Raw genomic sequence first — 21,262 nt, 5'->3', positions numbered from 1 at the left:
GATGGAGCAGGTGATCCAGTTTCTTGCCTCGCTGGCGCCGACGTCGCTGATGCCAGTAGCCGCGATGCTGCTGGCATTGGGCGGCAGCGCGGTGGCATGGCCGCTGGTGGTGGCCAAAGGCGACCGCAACGATCTCAAGCGCCGGCTCAAGATCGACGACAGCAAGACTCCCCAACAGGCCGAGGTGGCGCCGAAGAAGAACCAGAGCGTCGTGCGCGAGAAGGCGGTGAAGCGGGCGCAGGAATTCTACGCCAAGAGCGATCCGGAAAATGTCGCCCGGCTGCGTATGAAGCTGATCCAGGCGGGCTATATGGAGCCGCGCGCGGTCGGCACATTCTTCCTGATCCGCTTCGCCTGCCTGGTGGGCGCAGCGATCGGCGCGTTCCTGGTCAACCATTGGATGGGCAGCGCCGATTCCACCGCGACCAGCCGCTGGACCTTCATCATCCTGTCGGGAGCCGCCGGCTATTTCGTGCCCGGCCTGGTGCTCAGCCAAAAGGTGCGGGAAAAGATGCGCGAATACCGCAACGGCTTTCCCGACTTCATGGATTTGATGATCGTCTGCTCCGATGCCGGCATGAGCATGGAGGCCGGCATCGAGCGCGTCTCGAAGGAACTGGCCAAGACCTATCCGTCGCTGAGCCAGAATCTGCAGCTGGTGTCGCTGGAACTCAGGGCCGGCCGCAGCCTCGACGATGCATTGAAGGCGCTCGCCGACCGCCTCAGCCTGGACGAGGTGCGCTCCTTCGCCACGCTCTTGCAGCAGTCGAAGGAACTCGGCACCAGCCTCGCCGGGGCGCTGCGCGTGTTCTCTGACGAAATGCGCCACAAGCGCATGTCGTTGGCCGAGGAGAAGGCACATGCCTTGCCGGCCAAGATGTCGGTGCCGGTGGTGGTGTGCATCCTGCCGGTGGTGCTGATGATCGCCGTCATCCCGATCATCGTCAAAATGACGGCGGTTCAGTAGATACCAAGGCAGTAGATACCAAGTGGCCGCCCGGCGGCTTTCTGCGGTTACTCACTTCAACTACGCTTCGCCTGGATGTCATATCCGGCCGGTTTGGCCGCTCTCCTTCGGCAAAATCCACAAAAAGCAAAATGAGTGAGCCGTCCATGCGAATAGTCTTGTGCACCGCCTTCCTCGGCCTCGCCGCGGCCAGTCTGTCGCCGGCCTTGGCCGCGGCCGACGATTGCGGCGACGCTGCCGCTCTGGTGCAGCAGGCATATCCCAAGGCCCAAAAGAGTGCCGATGGCGCCTCCTTCACGCTCGAACCTCATACCAGCATCGCCCAGACGCTTTGGGATGGCGATGCGCCATTCGGCGTGGTCTGCAAGATCTGGCCCGCCCATGACGACCTGTTGTTGGTCGCCTTGCCGCTGATCGACAGCTCCCAATCCAGCGACGACGGGCATGTCGGCGATGTCGAGCTTCTGGTCGTCGACAGGAAGACCCGGCAGGTGCGCCAGCGCCTGCTCCAGCCCGGGCTGATGACCGATGATGCCGTCGGCATCCGCGAGATCGACTTCGATACCGGGCGCTACAGATTGGCGCCCGATGTCGGCGCCTTCGGCCTGCGCATCCAAATGGCAAGCCATTCGCAGCCGAATCCTTTCAGTGAAACCGACCTGCGGCTCTATGCCCTTGACGGCGGTGCTCTGCGCCTGGTGCTCGACGGCATCATCGTGGCCGGCTTTGGCGGCGAAGGCGACACCAATTGCGCAGGATCCTTTCAATCCAGCCGGGTCAGCCTGGCGATGAGCCCGGCGAGACATCACGGCTATCACGACATCACAGTGTTCGAGCGGTTGGACACCGACAATCCGTCTGTCGACAAGAATGGCGAGTGCCAGTCCCATCCCGGCAGGTTCATGAAACGAACCTACCGGCTGCGCTACGACGGCAGGCGCTATCAGTTTCCGGCGGGGCTCAAGGCGCTGGAGCCGGAATAGGCTTCGGTTGGTTAATGGCTTCTGTGCCCGAAACCAAATTTTAGGCGCGTTTCCGCACTGAAGTTTAATCGCCCTATTGTAGTCTGCTTCCTCAGAGAACGACCCGGTAAATCGGGCGATTGGGGCCAGGGGCATGCGTCACAGAAGTTTCACGGCAATGGCCGCGCTAGCGGCGGTCTTGATGGTCGGCGGCTGCACGACCGACAACGTCGACAAAACCAAGACCACATCGATCCAACCGGTGGCAAAAGACGTCAGCACCTCCGACCTTGCGCAAGGCAAGGCGCAGTTCCGCGAGGCCAATTACGGCCTTGCCGAACAGCATTTCCGCAAGGCCGTGGAACTGAAGGCCGACAGTGCCGAGGGATGGATGGGGCTTGCCGCCTCCTATGACGAACTCGGCCGCTTCGACTTCGCCGACCGCGCCTACGACCAGCTTTTGAAGGTTGCCGGGCGCAAGCCGCAGATTGTCAACAACATGGGCTATTCGCAGCTGCTGCGCGGCAACAAGAAGAAGGCGAGGGCGCTGCTCATGGAAGCAAGGGCCGGAATGGCCGACCCGAGCGTGATCAACGCCAATCTGGCGCTGCTCAACAAGGGCTGAGACTCTTCGCGGGGGCGGCAGTCGACGCTTTGTAAACCCTGTCGGCAGCTTGCTTTGAAACCGGCAGAAAACCGGTATCTCCGGCCGGTTGCATGCCTATGATGCGCCACAAATCGAAGATCCCGAAGGTTGCCGCTCATCCATGCTGGATTTCAGTTCGCTATTGCTGGCGGCTGCGCTGTCGGGCACATGCCTGAGCGTCACCATGTTTGTGATCTGGTTCACGGCGCCGCGTGCACGCTTCGTGCTGACGGTTGCGTGCGGCATTCTCGTCCTTGTCGCCCACGTCATCGTCTTCTGGCGCTACACGAGGGAGCCCAGTCCGTTGCTTTGTCAGGCAGCGTTGGCGCTGCTCAGCCTCGGTTTCCTGGCGCTTTCACTTTCGGCCATGCAATATCTTGGTGTGCGCAATTACAGCCGCGCTGTCCTGCCGGCCATGCTCGCGATCGCTGTCTGCGCCGGCGTGACCTATCTCGGTTTCGATGGTGTCGGCTTCATCCTCACCTATACGACGGTAACAGTGCTGCTCGCCTCGATCGGGGTGATGTTCTGGATCAAGGGCGGTCAGGATCGCGGCATTCTGCTGGTCGTTTCGGCGCTAAGCGGCGTCTGCGGCGTATCCTTCGGGCTCTGCGGCGCCGTGCTTCTGGTCAAGGGCCAGTGGGTGCTCGGCGTCGCACCCGACAATTGGGCCGAGCGGTTGAATTCGGTCGTGGCGGTCGCCTGCATGACGGCTCTCGGCGCGCTGACGCTGTCGCTGCATCATCTGCAGGCACAGATCGAACTAAAGGCCGAGACCCTGACCGACCCGTTGACCGGTCTGATGAACCGGCGGGCTTTGAACTCGCTCTATCGCGAGCGCGTCTTCGGCCCGTTCATGTCGGTCGCCATGTTCGACCTCGACCACTTCAAGCGAACCAACGATGTCTATGGCCATCCCGTCGGCGATCGGGTGCTCTGCCGTTTCGCCGCAGTCATCAAGAAGTATGACAGGGTTGGCGTCGACGCCTTCCGGCTGGGCGGCGAGGAGTTCGCGTTGGTCATGTCTCGGATGACCGAAGACAAGGCCTACGATTTCGCCAGCAGGATCGGCGTCGCCTTCGGCACGGAAGTGGTGCCGACGCCGCGCGGGCCGTTGCGCAGCAGCGTCAGCGGCGGCATTGGCTTTGGCAAGGAAGACGGCAGCAGCCTGGATGAAGTGCTGGCCGAGGCCGACCGGGCGCTCTACGCGGCCAAGAACGCCGGGCGAAATCGCGTGCTTGTCCTCAACGGCAAAGCCGACGGACCGGCCCTGCGCTCAGCCTGACAGGCCAGAGTGTTATTCGGCGGCGCCGAGATATTCCGACAGCGGCGGGCAGGAGCAGACGAGGTTGCGGTCGCCGGCGACATTGTCGATGCGCGAGACCGGCGGCCAGTATTTGGCCGCTGTATCGACATCGCCGGCGGGGTAGGCCGCTTCCAGCCGCGAATAGGGGTGGGTCCACTGGCCGGCAAGGGTTTCGGCCGCCGTGTGCGGGGCATTGACCAGCGGGTTGTCCTCGAGCGGCCATTCACCCTTCGCCACTTTCGCTGCCTCGCCGGCAATGGCGATCATCGCCTCGCAGAACCGGTCGAGTTCGCGCTTGGGCTCGGATTCGGTCGGCTCGACCATGAGCGTGCCGGCGACAGGGAACGACATGGTCGGCGCGTGAAAACCGTAATCGATCAGCCGCTTGGCGATATCGTCGACGCTGATGCCAGCGCTCTCCTTGAGCACGCGCGTGTCGAGGATGCATTCATGCGCGATGCGATCGTGCCTGCCCTTGTAGAGAAGCGGGAAGTGCGGCGCGAGCCGCGTCGCCACATAATTGGCCGAGATGATCGCCGTCTCCGTCGCCTGCTTCAGGCCGGCGGCGCCCATCATGCGGATGTACATCCAGGTGATCGGCAGGATGGAAGCGCTGCCGAACGGGGCAGCGGACACGGCATGCGCCGAACCTTCGGTGACATGACCCGGCAGATAGGGTTTCAGATGCGCCCTGACGCCGATCGGACCGACGCCCGGACCGCCGCCGCCATGCGGGATGCAGAAGGTCTTGTGCAGGTTCATGTGGCAGACATCGGCGCCGATATCGGCGGGCCGCGCCAAAGCAACCAGGGCGTTAAGGTTGGCGCCGTCGAAATAGACCTGGCCGCCATGCTCGTGAATGAGAGCGCACAGGTGGCGCGCGCCTTCTTCGTAGACGCCGTGCGTCGAGGGATAGGTGAACATCAGGGCTGCGAGATTCTTCGAATGCTCGTTGGCCTTGGCCCGCATATCGTCCATGTCGATATTGCCGTCCTCCAGGCAACGCACGACGACGACGCTCATGCCGGCCATCGCCGCACTCGCGGGATTGGTGCCATGCGCGGACTGGGGGATCAGGCAGATGGTGCGATGGCCTTCGCCACGCGAACGGTGATAGGCGCGGATGGCGAGCAGGCCGGCATATTCGCCTTGGCTGCCGGCATTGGGCTGCAGGCTGACGGCGTCGAAGCCGGTGATCTCCGCCAGCCAGCCTTCCAGCTCGCCGACCATGGCGCGATAGCCGGCCGAATGGCTGGCCGGCGCGAAGGGATGGAGGTTGGCGACAACAGGCCAGCTGACCGGCATCATTTCGGCCGCCGCGTTGAGCTTCATGGTGCAGGAGCCCAACGGGATCATGGTGCGGTCGAGCGCCAAATCCTTGTCGGCTAGCCTGCGCAGCAGGCGCATCATGTCGGTCTCGGAGTGGTTTTCGCGGAAAACCGGCTGGGTCAGAAACTCCTTGCCGCGCGGCTTGCCGGGCATCGCGCCGGCCTCAGTAGCGCCGGACTTGGCGCCGAACAGGGCGGCGATAGCCTCGAGATCCGCCTCGGTCGAGGTTTCGTCGAAGGCGATGCTGATGCGGTCGGCATCGATGACGCGCAGCAGCCGGCCACCTTTTTCAGCGGCAGCGGCGATCGAAGCTGCCTTGCCCTTCACTTCGGCCGTCACCGTGTCGAAACGGCTTGAGCCGAGCACGGAAACACCAGCGGTTTTCAGGCCTGCTGCGAGGCCGTTGGCGAGCTCATGAATTCGGGCTGCGATCGCCTGCAAACCAGTAGGCCCGTGCCAGATCGCGTATGCGGTCGCCATGTTGGCAAGCAGCGCCTGCGCGGTGCAGATGTTGGAGGTCGCCTTGTCGCGGCGGATATGCTGTTCGCGCGTCTGCAGGGCGAGGCGATAGCCGGGACGGCCCTTGCTGTCGATCGACTGGCCGACGAGGCGGCCGGGCATCAGCCGGGTCAGCTTGTCGGAGACGGCGCAATAGGCGGCGTGCGGGCCGCCAAAGCCCATCGGCACGCCAAAGCGCTGCATCGGGCCGACGGCGATGTCGGCGCCAAGCCTGGCCGGCGCTTCGGTCAGCGTGAGCGCAAGCGGATCGGCGATGAAGACGACCACGGCGCCGGTGGCGCGAGCCTTCTCGATCGCCGCCTTGTGGTCGCCATAGACGCCAAACGTGTCCGGCCAGGAGACCAGCAGGGCGGCGGTGTTGTCGTCGATGGTCTCGCCATCGATCTCGATGCCGAGCGGCTCGGCGCGGGTGCGCACGACGTCCAGCGTCTGCGGATGCGGCGTGCCGGCCAGCGCCACCTTGGTGCGCTTGTCGCGGTGATGGCGCAGCGCGATGCCGACCGCTTCGGCCACCGCCGTCGCTTCGTCGAGCAGCGAGGCCGAGGCCACCGGCAGGCCGGTCAATTCGGTGACCAGGGTCTGGAAGTTGAACAGCATTTCCAGGCGGCCCTGGCTGATCTCGGCCTGGTAGGGCGTATAGGCGGTGTACCAGGCCGGGTTCTCGAACAGGTTGCGCTGGATGACCGGCGGCACATGGACGCCGTGATAGCCGGCGCCGATGAAGCTCTTCAGCACCGTGTTTTTTGCCATGGTCGCAGCCAATTCGGCCAACGCTTCGGCTTCGCTGGCCGGCGCGGGCAGGGTCAGCGGCAGATCGAGGCGGATCGACTGCGGTACGGCCTGGCTGATCAGCGTCTCGACGGAGGGAACGCCGATCACGGCAAGCATGGCTCTGACATCGTTTACATCAGGACCGATGTGGCGGGCCGAGAAGGGGGTGAGTGCTGCGCTCATGGCAATAGGTCCTGATATCAACCGATATGGGCTTTGTAGGCGGCCTCATCCATGAGGCCTGCGAGTTGGCCTTCATCGGCCAGCTTCATCTTCCACAGCCAGCCGCCGCCGGTCGCCGCGGAGTTGACCAGTGACGGGTCCGAGGACAGCGCGCCGTTGGCGTCGGTGATCTCGCCGTCGACCGGCGCATAGACGTCGGATGCCGCCTTGACGGATTCGACGACCACGGCGGTATCGCCCTTGCTAAGCTTTGTGCCGATTTGAGGCAGTTCGACGAAGACGAGATCGCCAAGCTGTTCCTGCGCATAGTCGGTGATCCCGACGGTGGCGATGCCGGCTTCGACGGTCAGCCATTCGTGATCTTGTGTGAAATAGGTTTTTGCCATCGGAATTTATCCTTTGCGGTAGCGATGAGGAGTGAAGGGCAAGGAACTGATATCGATCGGGATTTTCGTCCCGCGAACGTCGGCGAAGAGTTTCGTGCCCGGCTTGGCCAGGGCGGTTGTGGCGTAGCCTATGGCGACGGGATGGCCGGCCGAAGGGCCGAAGCCGCCTGAAGTGACGTGGCCGGCCGGATTGCCGTCGGCATCGAACAGGGCGGCACCGGCGCGCACCGGCTGGCGGCCGTCCGGCTTCAGGCCGACGCGCTTTTGCGACGGTCCGCGCTCAAGGATCGAACGCAACGCGTCAGCGCCGATGAAGGATCCGCTGGCGCGGAGATCTTTGGGGATCGCCCACATCAGGCCGGCACTGGCCGGATCGATCTCCGGCGTGATGTCCTGGCCGTGCAGGCAGAGGCCGGCTTCCAACCGCAGCGAGTCGCGGGCGGCAAGGCCGATCCACAACACACGCTCGTCCTCGAGCAGTTTGGCGACCAGAGCCCGCGCATCCGCCTCCGGCAGGCCAATCTCGAAGCCGTCCTCGCCGGTATAGCCGGAGCGGCTCATGAACCAGTTTTGCTTCGGCTCGATGCCATGCATGAACAAGAGTGAGCCGGTCTCGATGCCGGCGCGGGACAGAGCGGCCCAGGCTTCGGGTCCCTGGATCGCCAGGAAGACGCGATCGAGCGCATCGACTTTCACATCGAAATCGGTCGCCAGCGCGCGCAGATGCTTCTCGTCCTCGACCGCATTGCCGGCATTGGCGACAACCATGAACCTGGTATCGCCGAGTCGGGTGACGATCAGATCGTCGATGATGCCGGCGGCCTCGTTGAGGAAGAAAGTATATTTGGACTGCGAAATGTCGAGCGCGCCGGCATCGAGCGGGCAGGCGCGGTTCAGAAGTGCCGCAGCGCCCGGCCCGCTGACCGCGAACAGCTTCATATGCGAAATGTCGAACAGGCCGGCATGTTCGCGGGTGTGAAGGTGCTCCTTCATCACGCCGGCCGGATAGGTCAGCGGCATCGACCAGCCGGCGAAGGCGCCAAAGCGCGCGCCGGCGGCGGTGTGCAGATCTTCGAGGGGTAGGTGTTTGGTGTCGTCGCCCGTCATGTCATCTCCAGAGTCGCACGCAATCGGCCGCTGCTGGCGACCAGTCCGTGCCCCTCTGTCTGAAGCCTGAGAGACTCGCGCAACCGGAACTCTGTCGGCGACGCTTACACCTTCGGCGCGGGGGCAAGCCCCGACTTTCCAGAGTGTCTTTCCCGTCTACGGTTCTTTTGCCTGAGAGATTTCGGGCGATTTCCCCTTCGGCGACAGCTCGCGCTGCTCTCTCCCGCAAACAGGTAGGACTCAAAACTTGAGCCCTCGACGCGCCATCCATAGCTTGTCGGCGACACCTTGTCACCTGCCCGCGACATCTTCCTGACAAGTCTTCGCTAACCACGCCGTTTGCCGGTTTTTCAAGACAATGCCGATATTCTGGGCCGATTGTTTGGCCGGCAATTGCGTTGGGCACGGCGGATGGGGATTGACAGATGGGCGAACGGATCGGGAGCGCGCCGGTGGCGGGGCTGGCCTCGAAGGACCGCATCACGGCGGAAGATGTCGTCATGCTGCGTCGCGAAGTGTTCGCCGACGGCGTGGTGACGCGCGGCGAGGCCGAAGCACTGTTTGCGCTCGATGCGACAGCGACGGACAGGTGCCAGGAATGGCCTGAATTCTTCGTCGAGGCGGTTGCCGACTACATCGTCCATCAGGAAAAGCCGGCCGGCTATATCTCAGAGGACAATGCCGACTGGCTGATCAGAACGATCTCGCGCGACGGCATGGTCGACAGCCTCACCGAGCTGGAGCTTCTGGTGCATGTGCTGGAAAAGGCGAAATCGTCGCCCGGCCGGCTCTCCGCCTATGCGCTCGAGCAGGTCGCCAACGCGGTGGTCGACGGCAAGGGACCACTGATGCTCGGCGGCGCGCTGGTTCCCGGGCTGGTCGCCAAGGCCGAGGTCGATCTGCTGCGCCGCATCCTCTATGCCTATGGCGGCGACGGCAACATCGCCATCACCCGCACCGAGGCCGAAGTGCTGTTCAGGATCAACGAGAGCAGTGCTGCGGCCGACAACCACCCGTCCTGGAACGACCTGTTCGTCAAGGCGCTCGCCAATTTCGTCATGTGTTCGGCCGGCTACGAAGCGCCGACGCGCGATGTGGCGCTGCGTCGTGACAGTTTCCTGGACCAGGCCGAGCCCGAAGTTGGCGGCTTCTTCAGCCGCATGGTGTCGGGCGGACTGGCCGGCATCATGGAAGCCTATCGTTCGCCCGGCGATATCGAGGCCGAATGGGAGTCGAAGAACCGTGCCGCCGAGGCACTCGCGCGCCGCGCCGAGACGATCGACGCCAGCGAGGCGAAATGGCTGGCCGATCGCATCGGCACCGACCGCCCGCTGCGTGACAATGAACGCGCGCTGCTGACGCTGATCAAACTCGCCTCGCCGGAGATACATCCGGCGCTCAAGCCACTGCTCGACAAGGTTGCTTAAGCCGCGCCGTTTTCTGCGACCGTTTTGCAGAGGACGATATTGGAGTGTCTTCAGGCCAATCGCCAAGTTCGGCCACGCGCTCGAAACCGGCTTCCTCAGGCAAGCTCGGTTCGGTCGGAGTCAGATCGTGCTCGGTCAGAATGCGAGGCCATCAAATCCCGCCATACCAGTCATAGCCATTGTCTTCCCAATAGCCGCCGCGGCCGCCGCCGATATTGGCAAAACTGTCGACGAGCTCGATCTTGTAGAGATACTTCGGCATCTTGTAGCCGAGCTGTCGTTCGACGCGCACGCGCAGCGGCGCGCCGTTTTCGACCGGCAGCGGCTTGCCGTTGAGGCCGTAGGCGAGGATCGTCTGCGGGTGGCGGGCATCGATCAGGTCGATGGTGCCGTAATATTTGATTTCCCCGGAGAGGCTGCGATCGATCGTATCGAGGCAGTGGAACATGACATAGCGGGCCTGCGGCTTGACCACAGCCTGGTCGAGCACCAGCGACAGCGGGGTGCCGGTCCATTTGGCGATGCAGCTCCAGCCTTCGACACAGTCGTGGCGGGTGATCTGCGTGCGGCTCGGCATGTTCTCCAACTGCTCGCGGCTGAGCGACAGCGGCTTTTCGACCAGGCCCGTTACCTCCAGCCGCCAGTCGGCGAAATTGTTGGCGAGCAGGCCCTTGTAGGTGTCATCGTCGGGCGCGGTGACGCCGTTCGGCCGCTGCGGCTGGCGGATGTCGGCCTCGGTGAATTCCGGCGCCAGAGCATCGCGGCCGGCAAGCCAGCGTTGCGCGCGGTAGGTCAGGCCATTGGCGTTTTCGAGGAAACTGCGCAGGCCGTCGCCCATGCCGAGCTGGCTGTCGAAGGCATCGCAGCCCGACAACATGATGCCGGAAACGCCGAGGCCGGCGCCCGTCAGGAACTTTCGGCGGCTGATCTGGAATTTGGCCATCTCACGCACTCCTCTCGGTGTCGCCATGCCTTGGCGGATCGGTGCGGTACCAGCCGGTGATGATCGAGCGCAGTTCGTTGATCGGGCCGGCGGCGAGGATCATCATCATATGGACGATGAAAAAGCCGACCAGCAGCACCATCACCGTGAAATGGATGGTGCGCGCCGTCTGCCTTCCGCCGAGCAGTTCGTTGAGCCAGGGCAGCACCGAGTTCATGCTCGGCGACATGGCAAGGCCGGTGATGATCATGAGTGGCAACAGCACGAACAGTACGCCGCCATAGGCCATTTTCTGCAGCGTGTTGTATTCGCGTGTGTGGTGGAACCTGAGCTTGGCGTGCTCGATGATGTCCTGCGGCAGCCGCTTGAGATCGTCAAGGCGCGGCGCCAGATCGCGGCGCAGATGGCCGTTGACCAGGCTGGCGACCAGCCAGACGACCAAGGTGGTTGTCAGTATCCAGGCGAAGAAGAAATGCACAACGCGGGCGGTGCCGAGATCGTAATAGGACGGGATTGTCGCCCAGGACGGGAAGGCACGCGACGTTTGCTGCCGGGCCGGGCCCGACCAGCCGAGCACGCCTGTGGTGTCGAAGCGATGGCCGAAGATTTCGGTATAGCCGCGCGGGCCGGTGGCGGTGTTTTCGGCGCCGATGGCAAAGACGGTGTTGTTGTACTCGAAGCCGGATTGCTTGCCGATGTAGAGCTGCGGCCGGGCATTGAAGATCTGCAGGCCGGACAAAAGCATGAAGAACAGCGAGATCGCCCACAGCCAGTGCGTCAGGCGGGTCCAGCGCGATTGCCGGTAGATCAGCGTCGCATCCTTCGTCGAGGCGGCATCGACGCCTGCGCCGGGCTGACTCATGGTAATGGTTTCCATCTTTTCCTCGCCTCCGGCTGCGCGATCCTGGGATGGCCGCGCTCGTCCTTGTCCTCCCAATACGTCGCTATCGAAAGCGATGTTTCATGCGGTCACGTTTTTATTACGGGCACGGGTTTATCGCGGGCACGGATACTCAATTGCCGAGGCTCACCGCGAGATTGACGACGGCGGCGACGATGACGGCGTTGAAGAAGAACGACAGGATCGAATGGACAAGCACCACGCGGCGCATATGCGAGGTCGTGATCGCGGTGTCGGCGGTCTGCGCGGTCATGCCGATCACCGTCGCGAAATAGAGAAAGTCCCAACCGTCCGGCCGTTTGCTGCCGGGAAAATCGAGGCCGCCGACCGGTATCTTCTTCTTGGTTTCGGTATCGATCGCGTCGCCGTCCATCCAGTAGACATGCGCATAGTGGAGGGCGGCCATGGCATGGATGGTGAACCAGCCAAGCGGGATCGACAGCATGGCGAAGCCGAGTTCGATGGGGTCGCGATCCTTGTGATTGATCAAAAGGAACAGCAGGACAATGGCCATGGCGACGATGCCGAGCGTGATGGCAAAGATGCCCAGCACTGGGAGGTCCAGTTCGCGCGCGTTCTTGCTGAGATAGCGGCCGGACAGCAGCGGCATCTTGGCGATGACGAGCGCGATGAAGACGACGAAGAAGGAATCGGCGGCAATCGAGATCGAATAGGCAAGCCGCGTGGAGACGGGGAGCGCTCCAATCAAAGGCAATACCGCGGCAAATACGACCAGACCGACGGCTAGCGACACAAAGAACTGCTTGTGCCGCTGCAAGGGGTTATTCGGCGATGTGTCGGCCATAGCCCGACCTCGGATGATGCTTCACGTCTGGTCGGGTGTGACGGATTTCAGAGCCCGCCGCAAGATACGGTCGAGCTCACCCAGGAAACGCGAGCGATCCTGTGGCGCAAAGCTGGCATTGTAGCCCTTGCTCTCGCCGGTTTCGCGCAGATGCTGCTTCAAATCGCGCATTGCAACCGCCATGCCGATGGTCTCCGGCGTGAACGGCCGGCCGGTTGGCCCAAGCACATGCGCGCCGAGCCCCACGGTGCGAGCGGCAAGCGGGATGTCGGCGGTGATCACGATGTCGTTGGGTTTTGCGTTCTCGACGATCCAATCGTCAGCGGCATCGGCGCTTTTAGAGACGACGACGTTGCGAATCATCGGATCGCGCGACGGACGCAGCCCGCCATTGGAGACGTAGGTGACGACCACGCCATGGCGCTCGGCGACCTTCTCGACCTCGGCTTTCACCGGGCAGGCGTCGGCGTCGACGTAGATGGCGGGTGCGGGCATTATCTCTCCAAAACGGACATGGGGCCGGCATGTTACCCGGCCCCATGCCAGAAATCTCGTACCGTCAGGCCGGCAGCGCGCCCGACTTCTTCGCCGTCCAGGTGGCTATGTAATCCATCAGGCCGGGGTTGAGACAGTCATAGGGTTCGAGGCCGATCGATTTCAACTGGCCGCGAATGCCGTCCATGCGCTTGGGGTCGACACCGGATTCGATGATCGACGAGACGAAAGCGGTGAAGCCCGGCGGTGACCAGCCGTCTTCCTCGAAGCGCTCGGGATGGATGAAGGACAGACCCTTGAACGGATGATCGCGCTCGACCGGGCCGTGCATGTGGACGCCGCAACCGGTGCAGGCATGGCGCTGGATCAATGCTGCCGGATCGACCACCTTCAGCTTGTCGCCATTCTCGGTGACGGTGACGTCGCCAGTGCCGGCGACCGCCACGACCGAGAACACCGCGCCGTCCGGTTTCCAGCATTTGGTGCAGCCGCAGGCATGGTTGTGGGCGATCTGGCCCTTGACCGTCACCTTCACCGGCTTGCTGGTGCAGGCACAGACCAGCGTGCCGCCGGCAAAGCTTGCGCTTTCCTTCGGCAGGCCATTGTCGATTTTCGGATGCAGTTTCTCAGGCATTATCTTCCTCCCTTGTTGAACCCATGCAACTACAGTCGCTGGCCCTTCGGTCGGCGGCTTCTTCTCCTCAATAAACGACGACGCTCCTGATCGACTTGCCCTCATGCATGAGGTCGAAGCCCTTGTTGATGTCTTCCAGCTTCAGCAAATGGGTGATCATCGGGTCGATCTGGATCTTGCCGTCCATGTACCAGTCGACGATTTTTGGCACGTCAGTGCGGCCGCGTGCGCCGCCAAAGGCGGTGCCCATCCAGGTGCGGCCGGTGACCAGCTGGAATGGCCTGGTCGAAATCTCCTGGCCGGCGCCCGCAACGCCGATGACGACCGACTTGCCCCAGCCGCGATGCGAGGCTTCCAGCGCCTGGCGCATTACCTTGGTGTTGCCGGTGCAGTCGAACGTGTAGTCGGCGCCGCCGATCTGGTCGGCACCGCGCTTGGTCATGTTGACGAGGTGGGGGACGATGTCGCCGTCGATCTCCTTCGGATTGACGAAATGCGTCATGCCGAACCTCTCGCCCCATGCCTTCTTGTCGTTGTTGAGATCAACGCCGATGATCATGTCGGCGCCGGCCAGCTGCAGGCCCTGGATGACATTCAAGCCGATGCCGCCTAGGCCGAAGACCACGGCGGTCGCGCCTTGCTCGACCTTGGCGGTGTTGATGACAGCGCCAATGCCGGTGGTGACGCCGCAGCCGATGTAGCAGATCTTGTCGAAGGGGGCCTCGGGGTTGACCTTGGCCACCGCGATCTCGGGCAGCACGGTGAAGTTGGAGAAGGTCGAGCAGCCCATATAGTGAAAAATCTTGTCCTTGCCGATTGAGAAGCGCGACGAGCCGTCCGGCATCAGGCCCTGGCCCTGCGTGGCGCGGATGGCGGTGCACAAATTGGTCTTGCGCGACAGGCAGGACGGGCACTGCCGGCATTCCGGCGTGTAGAGCGGGATGATGTGGTCGCCCTTCCTGACGCTAGTGACGCCCTTGCCGACATCGACGACGATTCCGGCGCCTTCATGGCCGAGGATTGCCGGAAACAGACCTTCGGGATCGGCGCCCGACAAAGTGAACTCGTCGGTGTGGCAGATGCCGGTCGCCTTGATCTCGACCAGCACCTCGCCTTCGCGCGGTCCGTCGAGGTCGACCTCCATGATTTCCAGCGGCTTTCCGGCGGCGACAGCGACAGCGGCGCGGGTTTTCATCAGGCAATTCCTCCCAAGGCGATTGGTCTTCAGGCTTTCAGGGTTTTTATACTGTTTCAACCCGATTTGGCGACCAAATATGGCGCAAATCTTGGCTCAGTCGTCGGCGAGCCCAACCTTCGCCCCTCGGCACGGGCCTGGCGGGCAGGGAGTGTCTTGATGGGTGCGCTGCCGGCGGTGCTTGAGCCCGGCTGCCGAAGCCCATAAGAAGGACGAAAGACCGAGGAAACGCCTTCGATGTTCACGAAAATCCTGATCGCCAATCGCGGCGAGATTGCTTGCCGCGTCATCAAGACGGCGCGCAGGATGGGGATTGCCACCGTAGCGGTCTATTCCGACGCCGATCGCGACGCCGTGCACGTCGAAATGGCCGACGAAGCCGTGCATATCGGGTCATCGCCGGCCGCGCAAAGCTATCTTCTGCCTGAAAAGATCATCGCTGCCTGCAAGGAGACGGGCGCGCAGGCCGTGCATCCCGGCTACGGTTTTCTGTCGGAGCGGGCCGCCTTCTGCGAAGCGCTTGAGGCTGAGGGCATGGTCTTCATCGGTCCAAAAGCCAAGGCGATCAAGGCGATGGGCGACAAGATCGAATCGAAGAAGTTCGCCAATGCCGCAGAAGTGTCGACGGTACCGGGCTGGCTTGGTGTCATCGAAAATGCCGACCATGCCGAAAAGATCGCCGGCGAGATCGGCTATCCCGTGATGATCAAGGCCTCGGCCGGCGGCGGCGGTAAAGGCATGCGCATTGCCTGGAGCCAGTCGGAAGTGCGCGACGGCTTCGACCGGGCGCGCTCGGAGGCGAAAAGCTCGTTCGGCGACGACCGCGTCTTCATCGAAAAGTTCGTCGTCGATCCGCGTCATATCGAAATCCAGGTGCTGGCCGACGCGCATGGCACCGCCCTCTATCTCGGCGAGCGCGAATGCTCGATCCAGCGCCGGAACCAGAAGGTTGCGGAAGAGGCGCCGTCGCCATTCCTCGATGCCAGGACGCGCAAGGCCATGGGCGAGCAGGCCGTGGCGCTGGCCAAGGCGGTCGACTACCAGAGCGCCGGCACCGTCGAGTTCATCGTCGATGCTGAAAAGAACTTCTATTTCCTTGAAATGAATACACGATTGCAGGTCGAGCATCCGGTGACGGAGCTTGTTACCGGCATCGACCTAGTCGAGCAGATGATCCGTGTCGCCGCCGGCGAGAAGCTGGCGATCGAGCAGAGCGACGTCAAGCTGAACGGCTGGGCGGTGGAAAGCCGGCTCTATGCCGAGGATCCCTATCGCAATTTCCTGCCCTCGATCGGCCGTTTGACGCGCTACCGGCCGCCGGAGGAGGGCACGTTCGGCGACATCGTCATCCGCAACGACACCGGCGTCACCGAAGGTTCCGAGATTTCGATGTTCTATGACCCGATGGTGGCAAAACTCTGCACATGGGCGCCGACACGGCTGGCGGCAATCGACGCCATGTCGGAAGCGCTGGACAGTTTCGTCGTCGACGGCATCGAGCACAACATTCCATTCCTGGCGGCGCTGATGCAGCATCCGCGCTGGCGCGAGGGGCGGATATCGACGGGCTTCATCGCCGAGGAATATCCTGACGGCTTCGCGCCGATCGTGCCCAATGGCGATGAAAAGGCAGTGCTGGCGGCGATCGCCACCGCGGTCGAGCTTCTGCGCCGCGACCGGCTCGACCGGCTGGGCGGGCGGCTGGCGCCGCATTCGGGCGCACTCAAGCGCGATTGGGTGGTGAAGCTCGGCGACGACTATCTCCAGGCTTCGATCATCGAGGGCATGATCTCCATTCCGATGGAAATCGATCTGTCGGTCGATGGCGGCAAAGCGCTGACCGTGGCGTCCGACTGGCGGCCGGGCGACCTCATCTGGCGCGGCACTGTCGGTGCCCGCAAGGTCACGGCGCAGATCAGGCCGGCGCCGAACGGCCTGCGCATTGCCTGGAAAGGCATGTCGGTGACGGCGCGCGCCATGCTGCCGCGCACGGCGGAGCTGGAAAGGCTGATGCCGGAGAAGGTGGCGCCGGACACGTCCAAGATGCTGCTTTGCCCGATGCCGGGCCTGGTCGTGTCGATCGCGGTTGCCGAGGGGCAGGAGGTCAAGGCCGGCGAGACGCTGGCCGTGGTCGAGGCGATGAAGATGGAAAACGTGCTGCGCGCCGACCGCGATCTTGTCGTGTCGAAGCTCAACGCCAAGCCGGGTGACAGCCTGGCTGTCGATGCGGTGATCATGGAGTTCGCCTAGAGATTGTTTGGAAATTCTACTCCGGCGGCCATCTGAAGGTGGTTCTGCGCTTCCCGTGCTCACGGACCAATGGCCGCTGCGCTCCGGTTCTCGAAACCACCATCATATGACTCGCCAGTGCGAATTTCGAACAATCTCTGAGCCGTGCGGCTGGGTACGGAAGCCTGTGGTCGGTGGTCATTTGTGCTGGACTGGCATCGCCCGGTCCGGGACAATACATCTCCATCGACTCAAAGCCCTTCGAGCAATTTGAAACATCATGGCGGATGACAAACTTCCACGCGATCCCCTGAGGCGCGAAGCAGCGCTCGCTGCTGCGCGCCCGGAGGCGCCGGCGCGGCCGTTCATCCATCTGCGCGTGCATTCGGCGTATTCGCTGCTCGAGGGCGCCTTGCAGGTCGCCGCCGTTGTCGGTCATGCAGTCAAGGACGAGTGCCCGGCAATCGCAGTCACCGACACAAACAATCTGTTCGGCGCGCTGGAATTTGCCCAGAAGGCGGTGAAGGAAGGCATCCAGCCGATTATCGGTTGCCAGATCGATCTCGCCTTTTCCGGCGAGACCAGCGACGCGCAGCGCGACCGCCGCCGCCATGGTCCGGAGATGCACGCCGTGGTGCTGCTCGCCGCCACCGAGGCCGGCTACAGCAACCTCGTCAGGCTGGTCAGCCAGGTCTATCTGGAGACGCCGCCGGGCGAGCCCGTGCATCTGACGTCAGCAATGCTGGAAGGCCATAGCGATGGCCTGATCTGCCTCAGCGGCGGGCCGCGCGGCCCGATCGGCCGGGCGCTGAAGGAGGATCGCCGAGATCTTGCCGAGACGCGGCTTCTGGCACTCAAGGCGCTGTTCGGCGACCGGCTCTATGTCGAGCTGGACCGTGTTTCCGGTTATGACCGCGCTATCGAGAAATCATCGGTCGACCTTGCCTATATCCATGATCTGCCGCTGGTCGCCACGAATGAGGCGTTCTTCGCCGCCCGCGACGACTATGACGCGCATGATGCTCTGATCGCCATTGCCGAGGGTTCGGTGGTTGCCGCCGACAACCGTCGCCGGCTGACTTCGGACAATTTCCTGCGCAGCCAGGCGGATATGGCGCGGCTGTTCGCCGACCTGCCGGAAGCGATCGACAACACCGTCGAGATCGCGCTGCGCTGTTCCTATTATCCCAAGACCCGCAATCCGATCCTGCCACGCTTTACCGGCGGCGATGTCGCCGACAATGAGGTGGCGCTGAAAGCGGAGGCCGATGAGCTACGCCGGCAGGCGCATGAGGGGCTCGAGGCGCGGCTGGCTGCGCATGGGCCCACTTCCGGCTACACGGTCGAACAATACCGCGAGCGGCTCGATTTCGAACTCTCCATCATCGAGAAGATGAAGTTTCCCGGCTATTTCCTGATCGTCGCCGACTTCATCAAATGGGCCAAGGCGCAAGGCATTCCGGTCGGGCCGGGCCGTGGTTCGGGCGCCGGATCGCTGGTCGCTTATTCCACGACCATCACCGACATCGATCCGCTGCGCTTCTCGCTGCTGTTCGAGCGCTTCCTCAACCCCGACCGCGTGTCGATGCCCGACTTCGACATCGACTTCTGCCAGGACCGGCGCGAAGAGGTCATCCGCTACGTCCAGCAGAAATATGGCCGCGACCAGGTTGGGCAGATCATCACCTTCGGTACGCTGCAGGCGCGCGCGGTGCTGCGCGACGTCGGCCGCGTGCTGCAAATGCCTTACGGCCAAGTCGACAAGCTCTCCAAAATGGTGCCGCAGAACCCCGCCAATCCGGTCAAGCTGGCGGATGCCATCGCCAACGAGCCGCGCTTTGCCGAGGAGGCCGAGAAGGAGCCAATCGTGCAGACGCTGCTCGATATGGCGCAAAAGCTGGAAGGGCTCTACCGCCACGCTTCGACGCACGCCGCCGGCATCGTCATCGGCGACCGGCCCTTGTCGGAACTGGTGCCGATGTACCGCGATCCGCGCTCCGACATGCCGGTCACCCAGTTCAACATGAAATATGTCGAACAGGCCGGGCTGGTGAAGTTCGACTTCCTCGGCCTGAAGACGCTGACCGTGCTGGAGACGGCAGTGAAGCTGATCCGCCGGCGCGGCATCGAGATCGACCTGGCGACGATCCCGCTCGACGACCCTGAAACCTACGCCATGCTGTCGCGCGGCGAAGTGGTCGGTGTGTTCCAGGTGGAAAGTGCCGGTATGCGCAAGGCGCTGATCGGCATGCGGCCCGACTGTATCGAGGACATCATCGCGCTGGTGGCGCTCTACCGCCCCGGCCCGATGGAGAACATCCCGACCTACAACGCCAGAAAGCATGGCGAAGAGGAGATGGCCTCGATCCATCCCAAAATCGACCATCTGGTGAAGGAGACGCAAGGCGTCATCGTCTACCAGGAACAGGTGATGCAGATCGCGCAGGAGCTGTCGGGGTATTCGCTCGGCGAAGCCGACCTGCTGCGCCGCGCCATGGGCAAGAAGATCCGCGCCGAAATGGACAAGCAGCGCGAGCGCTTCGTCACTGGTGCGGTCGAACGCGGCGTCGGCAAGCCGCAGGCCGACTTCATCTTCGACCTTCTGGCCAAGTTCGCCGACTACGGCTTCAACAAATCGCACGCGGCCGCCTACGCCGTCGTGTCCTACCAGACCGCCTATCTCAAGGCGCATTACCCCGTCGAGTTCCTGGCGGCGTCGATGACGCTCGACATGGGCAATACCGACAAACTCGCCGATTTCCGCCAGGATGCGCTGCGTCTCGGCATCGAGGTGGTGGCGCCGTCGGTGATGACCAGCTTCCGCAATTTCGAGGTCGGCGAGAACCGCATTTACTATTCGCTGGCGGCCCTCAAGGGCGTCGGCGACGCTGCGGTCGAGCACATCGTCGCCATGCGCGGCGAAAAGCCGTTCAAGAATCTCGCCGATTTCTGTGAAAGGGTCGATCCCAAGATCGTCGGCAAGCGCGTCTTCGAAAGCCTGATCATGGCCGGCGCGCTCGACTGCTTCGGCCACGACCGCGCCCAGATGATGGCCGGCGTCGAACGGATGATGGGGCTGGCTTCTCTGGCGCAGCAGAATGCCATTTCGGGCCAGCACGACATTTTCGGCGCGTCGCTCGGCGCGCAACAGCAGGCGCTCAATTTGCCGCAGACCGATCCGTGGCTTGCCGCCGACCGGCTGCACCGCGAATTCCAGGTCGTCGGCTTCTATCTTTCGGCGCATCCGCTCGACGAGTACAAGGCGGCCCTGCAGAAGATGCGCGTGCAAAACTGGGGCGAGTTCTCGGCTGCGGTCAAACGCGGTGCCGCCGCGGGCCGGCTCGCCGGCACCGTCACCACCAAGCAGGAGCGCAAGACCCGAACCGGCAACAAGATGGGCGTCATCGCCTTTTCCGACACATCTGGCCAATATGAAGCCGTGCTGTTTTCGGAAGGGTTGGCGCAGTATCGCGATCTGCTCGAGCCCGGACGTTCGGTGGTGATCACCGTTTCGGCCGAGGATAGGCCCGAAGGGGTCAATCTGCGCATCCAGACGGTGCAGTCGCTGGAGGATGAGGCCAGCCGTATCCAGAAGGCGCTGCGCATCTTCGTGCGCGATGCGGCTCCGATCGGCATGCTGGCCGGCCAACTGGCGGTAAAGGGCGAGGGCCAGGTCAGCTTCGTGCTGATCAAGGAAGCCGGGCAAGGTGAGATCGAGATCGAATTGCCCAATCGCTACCGCATCTCGCCGCAGATCGCGTCGGCCATGCGCGCGGTGCCGGGTGTGGTCGAAGTCGAGCTCGTCTAGGCTGCGCTGATATACACGGCAATCGCATCGACGTCGGCCAGTGCATGACGGCATAAAGATGCTCTGGGCCTGACATTGCAGCCGATAGGGCCAGCGTGCGGGGCGTGGTTGACCTGACCTTCCTTTGAACCACATGCGTTGAGCAGAAACTTCAAAGGAACGCACAATCATGCCCAGCCGCGAACGCGTCGAAGCCTTCCTCAAGGAGGTGGTCGAAGGCAGCCACGTCAAAGCGATCGCCGACTTCTACCATGACGATGCCACCATGCAGGAAAATCTCGGCGTCCCGCGGCGCGGCAAGGAAACACTGATGGCGCATGAGCAGGCAGCACTCGACCGGATCGAGAAGATGCACACCCATCCTGTCCAGACATTCCTGGTCGATGGCGACAATGTCGCCATACGCTGGACCTTCGACCGTGTCGACAAGGCCGGCACCGTGCGCCGGCTGGAAGAGGTGGCCCTGCAGCGCTGGCGTGGTGACCGGATTGCGGAGGAGCGGTTCGTCTACGACACCGCCTCGGCCTGGCGCCTTGTCGGGCCGGACGGCAAGGTGGTGGAGGGGTGACGATCACCGGGTCAGATCATGATGAGATTTGGTTGAAATCTCATCATGATCTAACCCTTTGTTGGAGCATGATCTTTTCCG

The 21,262-nt window shown here is 63.1% G+C and carries 17 protein-coding genes and 1 riboswitch; of the genes, 8 read left to right on the top strand and 9 right to left on the bottom strand.

What is annotated here, in order from left to right:
- Window position 1: 1 nt before the first annotated feature.
- From NKJ64_RS11505 to NKJ64_RS11490, 4 genes are all read left to right on the top strand, one after another.
- Window positions 2–967 (top strand): type II secretion system F family protein, encoded by a 966-nt coding sequence (locus NKJ64_RS11505; RefSeq protein ID WP_023725707.1) that lies wholly within the window; start codon window positions 2–4, stop codon window positions 965–967.
- Window positions 898–1,950 (top strand): PA3715 family protein, encoded by a 1,053-nt coding sequence (locus NKJ64_RS11500; RefSeq protein WP_352462576.1) that lies wholly within the window; start codon window positions 898–900, stop codon window positions 1,948–1,950. Before NKJ64_RS11505 ends, NKJ64_RS11500 begins: the two co-directional genes overlap by 70 nt.
- A gap of 133 nt (window positions 1,951–2,083) precedes the next feature.
- A complete protein-coding gene (locus tag NKJ64_RS11495; RefSeq protein ID WP_023667596.1) occupies window positions 2,084–2,554 on the top strand; it encodes a hypothetical protein in 471 nt (156 codons plus the stop codon).
- 142 nt (window positions 2,555–2,696) lie between these two features.
- Window positions 2,697–3,860, top strand: coding sequence for a GGDEF domain-containing protein (locus NKJ64_RS11490; protein ID WP_352462575.1), 1,164 nt, complete (start codon window positions 2,697–2,699; stop codon window positions 3,858–3,860).
- Between the two features lie 12 nt (window positions 3,861–3,872).
- Here NKJ64_RS11490 and gcvP read toward each other — a convergent pair whose 3' ends face one another.
- The 3 genes from gcvP to gcvT are packed head-to-tail and all read right to left on the bottom strand — an operon-like array spanning window position 3,873 to window position 8,176.
- Window positions 3,873–6,683 carry an aminomethyl-transferring glycine dehydrogenase gene (gcvP, locus tag NKJ64_RS11485; protein WP_352462574.1) on the bottom strand — a complete coding sequence of 937 codons (2,811 nt, stop codon included), beginning with the start codon at window positions 6,681–6,683 and terminating at the stop codon, window positions 3,873–3,875.
- A 17-nt stretch (window positions 6,684–6,700) separates the two neighbouring features.
- A complete protein-coding gene (gene gcvH / locus NKJ64_RS11480) occupies window positions 6,701–7,069 on the bottom strand; it encodes a glycine cleavage system protein GcvH (RefSeq protein WP_352462573.1) in 369 nt (122 codons plus the stop codon).
- Between the two features lie 6 nt (window positions 7,070–7,075).
- Window positions 7,076–8,176, bottom strand: a complete 1,101-nt coding sequence (gene gcvT / locus NKJ64_RS11475; RefSeq protein WP_352462572.1) for a glycine cleavage system aminomethyltransferase GcvT — start codon at window positions 8,174–8,176, stop codon at window positions 7,076–7,078.
- Window positions 8,177–8,325: 149 nt separating this feature from the next.
- A riboswitch (glycine riboswitch) is annotated at window positions 8,326–8,412 on the bottom strand.
- A gap of 189 nt (window positions 8,413–8,601) precedes the next feature.
- On the opposite strand from gcvT, the gene NKJ64_RS11470 reads away from it, so the two are divergent.
- Window positions 8,602–9,603 (top strand): hypothetical protein, encoded by a 1,002-nt coding sequence (locus NKJ64_RS11470; RefSeq protein WP_352462571.1) that lies wholly within the window; start codon window positions 8,602–8,604, stop codon window positions 9,601–9,603.
- 151 nt (window positions 9,604–9,754) lie between these two features.
- On the opposite strand, the gene NKJ64_RS11465 is transcribed toward NKJ64_RS11470, so the two are convergent.
- The 6 genes from NKJ64_RS11465 to NKJ64_RS11440 all read right to left on the bottom strand — a co-directional run bounded on the left by NKJ64_RS11465 (window position 9,755) and on the right by NKJ64_RS11440 (window position 14,576).
- Window positions 9,755–10,546: a molybdopterin-binding protein gene (locus tag NKJ64_RS11465; protein WP_023681588.1), complete on the bottom strand. Its 792-nt coding sequence runs from the start codon at window positions 10,544–10,546 to the stop codon at window positions 9,755–9,757.
- 1 nt (window position 10,547) lies between these two features.
- Complete coding sequence (locus tag NKJ64_RS11460) at window positions 10,548–11,423, bottom strand: cytochrome b/b6 domain-containing protein (RefSeq protein ID WP_023667590.1); 876 nt, start codon at window positions 11,421–11,423, stop codon at window positions 10,548–10,550.
- A 136-nt stretch (window positions 11,424–11,559) separates the two neighbouring features.
- A complete protein-coding gene (locus NKJ64_RS11455) occupies window positions 11,560–12,252 on the bottom strand; it encodes a DUF1345 domain-containing protein (protein WP_352462570.1) in 693 nt (230 codons plus the stop codon).
- A gap of 21 nt (window positions 12,253–12,273) precedes the next feature.
- Window positions 12,274–12,747: a YaiI/YqxD family protein gene (locus tag NKJ64_RS11450; RefSeq protein WP_023691149.1), complete on the bottom strand. Its 474-nt coding sequence runs from the start codon at window positions 12,745–12,747 to the stop codon at window positions 12,274–12,276.
- Window positions 12,748–12,811: 64 nt separating this feature from the next.
- Entirely contained in the window at window positions 12,812–13,381 is a 570-nt protein-coding gene (gene gfa, locus NKJ64_RS11445) for an S-(hydroxymethyl)glutathione synthase (protein WP_023691150.1), read from the bottom strand.
- 67 nt (window positions 13,382–13,448) lie between these two features.
- Window positions 13,449–14,576 carry an S-(hydroxymethyl)glutathione dehydrogenase/class III alcohol dehydrogenase gene (locus NKJ64_RS11440; RefSeq protein WP_352462569.1) on the bottom strand — a complete coding sequence of 376 codons (1,128 nt, stop codon included), beginning with the start codon at window positions 14,574–14,576 and terminating at the stop codon, window positions 13,449–13,451.
- 237 nt (window positions 14,577–14,813) lie between these two features.
- On the opposite strand from NKJ64_RS11440, the gene NKJ64_RS11435 reads away from it, so the two are divergent.
- The 3 genes from NKJ64_RS11435 (at window position 14,814) to NKJ64_RS11425 (ending at window position 21,181) form a co-directional block, all read left to right on the top strand.
- Entirely contained in the window at window positions 14,814–16,826 is a 2,013-nt protein-coding gene (locus tag NKJ64_RS11435; RefSeq protein WP_352462568.1) for an acetyl-CoA carboxylase biotin carboxylase subunit, read from the top strand.
- Between the two features lie 259 nt (window positions 16,827–17,085).
- Window positions 17,086–20,613 (top strand): DNA polymerase III subunit alpha, encoded by a 3,528-nt coding sequence (gene dnaE, locus NKJ64_RS11430; RefSeq protein WP_023688305.1) that lies wholly within the window; start codon window positions 17,086–17,088, stop codon window positions 20,611–20,613.
- Between the two features lie 169 nt (window positions 20,614–20,782).
- Window positions 20,783–21,181 (top strand): nuclear transport factor 2 family protein, encoded by a 399-nt coding sequence (locus tag NKJ64_RS11425; RefSeq protein ID WP_023667583.1) that lies wholly within the window; start codon window positions 20,783–20,785, stop codon window positions 21,179–21,181.
- The last annotated feature ends 81 nt before the right edge of the window (window positions 21,182–21,262 follow it).

The sequence above is a fragment of the Mesorhizobium sp. M0062 genome (genome assembly GCF_040323125.1).
Lineage (GTDB): Bacteria > Pseudomonadota > Alphaproteobacteria > Rhizobiales > Rhizobiaceae > Mesorhizobium.
The sequence above is the reverse complement of the archived record's forward strand: the minus strand, read 5'-3'. Positions and strand labels throughout refer to the sequence as shown.

Excerpts from the sequence above, each read along its gene's own strand:
- NKJ64_RS11505 (WP_023725707.1), top strand. The coding sequence starts at position 2 with ATGGAGCAGGTGATCCAGTTTCTTGCCTCGCTGGCGCCGACGTCGCTG.
- NKJ64_RS11495 (WP_023667596.1), top strand. The coding sequence starts at position 2,084 with ATGCGTCACAGAAGTTTCACGGCAATGGCCGCGCTAGCGGCGGTCTTG.
- NKJ64_RS11490 (WP_352462575.1), top strand. The coding sequence starts at position 2,697 with ATGCTGGATTTCAGTTCGCTATTGCTGGCGGCTGCGCTGTCGGGCACA.
- gcvP (WP_352462574.1), bottom strand. The coding sequence starts at position 6,683 with ATGAGCGCAGCACTCACCCCCTTCTCGGCCCGCCACATCGGTCCTGAT.
- gcvH (WP_352462573.1), bottom strand. The coding sequence starts at position 7,069 with ATGGCAAAAACCTATTTCACACAAGATCACGAATGGCTGACCGTCGAA.
- gcvT (WP_352462572.1), bottom strand. The coding sequence starts at position 8,176 with ATGACGGGCGACGACACCAAACACCTACCCCTCGAAGATCTGCACACC.
- NKJ64_RS11470 (WP_352462571.1), top strand. The coding sequence starts at position 8,602 with ATGGGCGAACGGATCGGGAGCGCGCCGGTGGCGGGGCTGGCCTCGAAG.
- NKJ64_RS11465 (WP_023681588.1), bottom strand. The coding sequence starts at position 10,546 with ATGGCCAAATTCCAGATCAGCCGCCGAAAGTTCCTGACGGGCGCCGGC.
- NKJ64_RS11460 (WP_023667590.1), bottom strand. The coding sequence starts at position 11,423 with ATGGAAACCATTACCATGAGTCAGCCCGGCGCAGGCGTCGATGCCGCC.
- NKJ64_RS11455 (WP_352462570.1), bottom strand. The coding sequence starts at position 12,252 with ATGGCCGACACATCGCCGAATAACCCCTTGCAGCGGCACAAGCAGTTC.
- NKJ64_RS11450 (WP_023691149.1), bottom strand. The coding sequence starts at position 12,747 with ATGCCCGCACCCGCCATCTACGTCGACGCCGACGCCTGCCCGGTGAAA.
- gfa (WP_023691150.1), bottom strand. The coding sequence starts at position 13,381 with ATGCCTGAGAAACTGCATCCGAAAATCGACAATGGCCTGCCGAAGGAA.
- NKJ64_RS11440 (WP_352462569.1), bottom strand. The coding sequence starts at position 14,576 with ATGAAAACCCGCGCCGCTGTCGCTGTCGCCGCCGGAAAGCCGCTGGAA.
- NKJ64_RS11435 (WP_352462568.1), top strand. The coding sequence starts at position 14,814 with ATGTTCACGAAAATCCTGATCGCCAATCGCGGCGAGATTGCTTGCCGC.
- dnaE (WP_023688305.1), top strand. The coding sequence starts at position 17,086 with ATGGCGGATGACAAACTTCCACGCGATCCCCTGAGGCGCGAAGCAGCG.
- NKJ64_RS11425 (WP_023667583.1), top strand. The coding sequence starts at position 20,783 with ATGCCCAGCCGCGAACGCGTCGAAGCCTTCCTCAAGGAGGTGGTCGAA.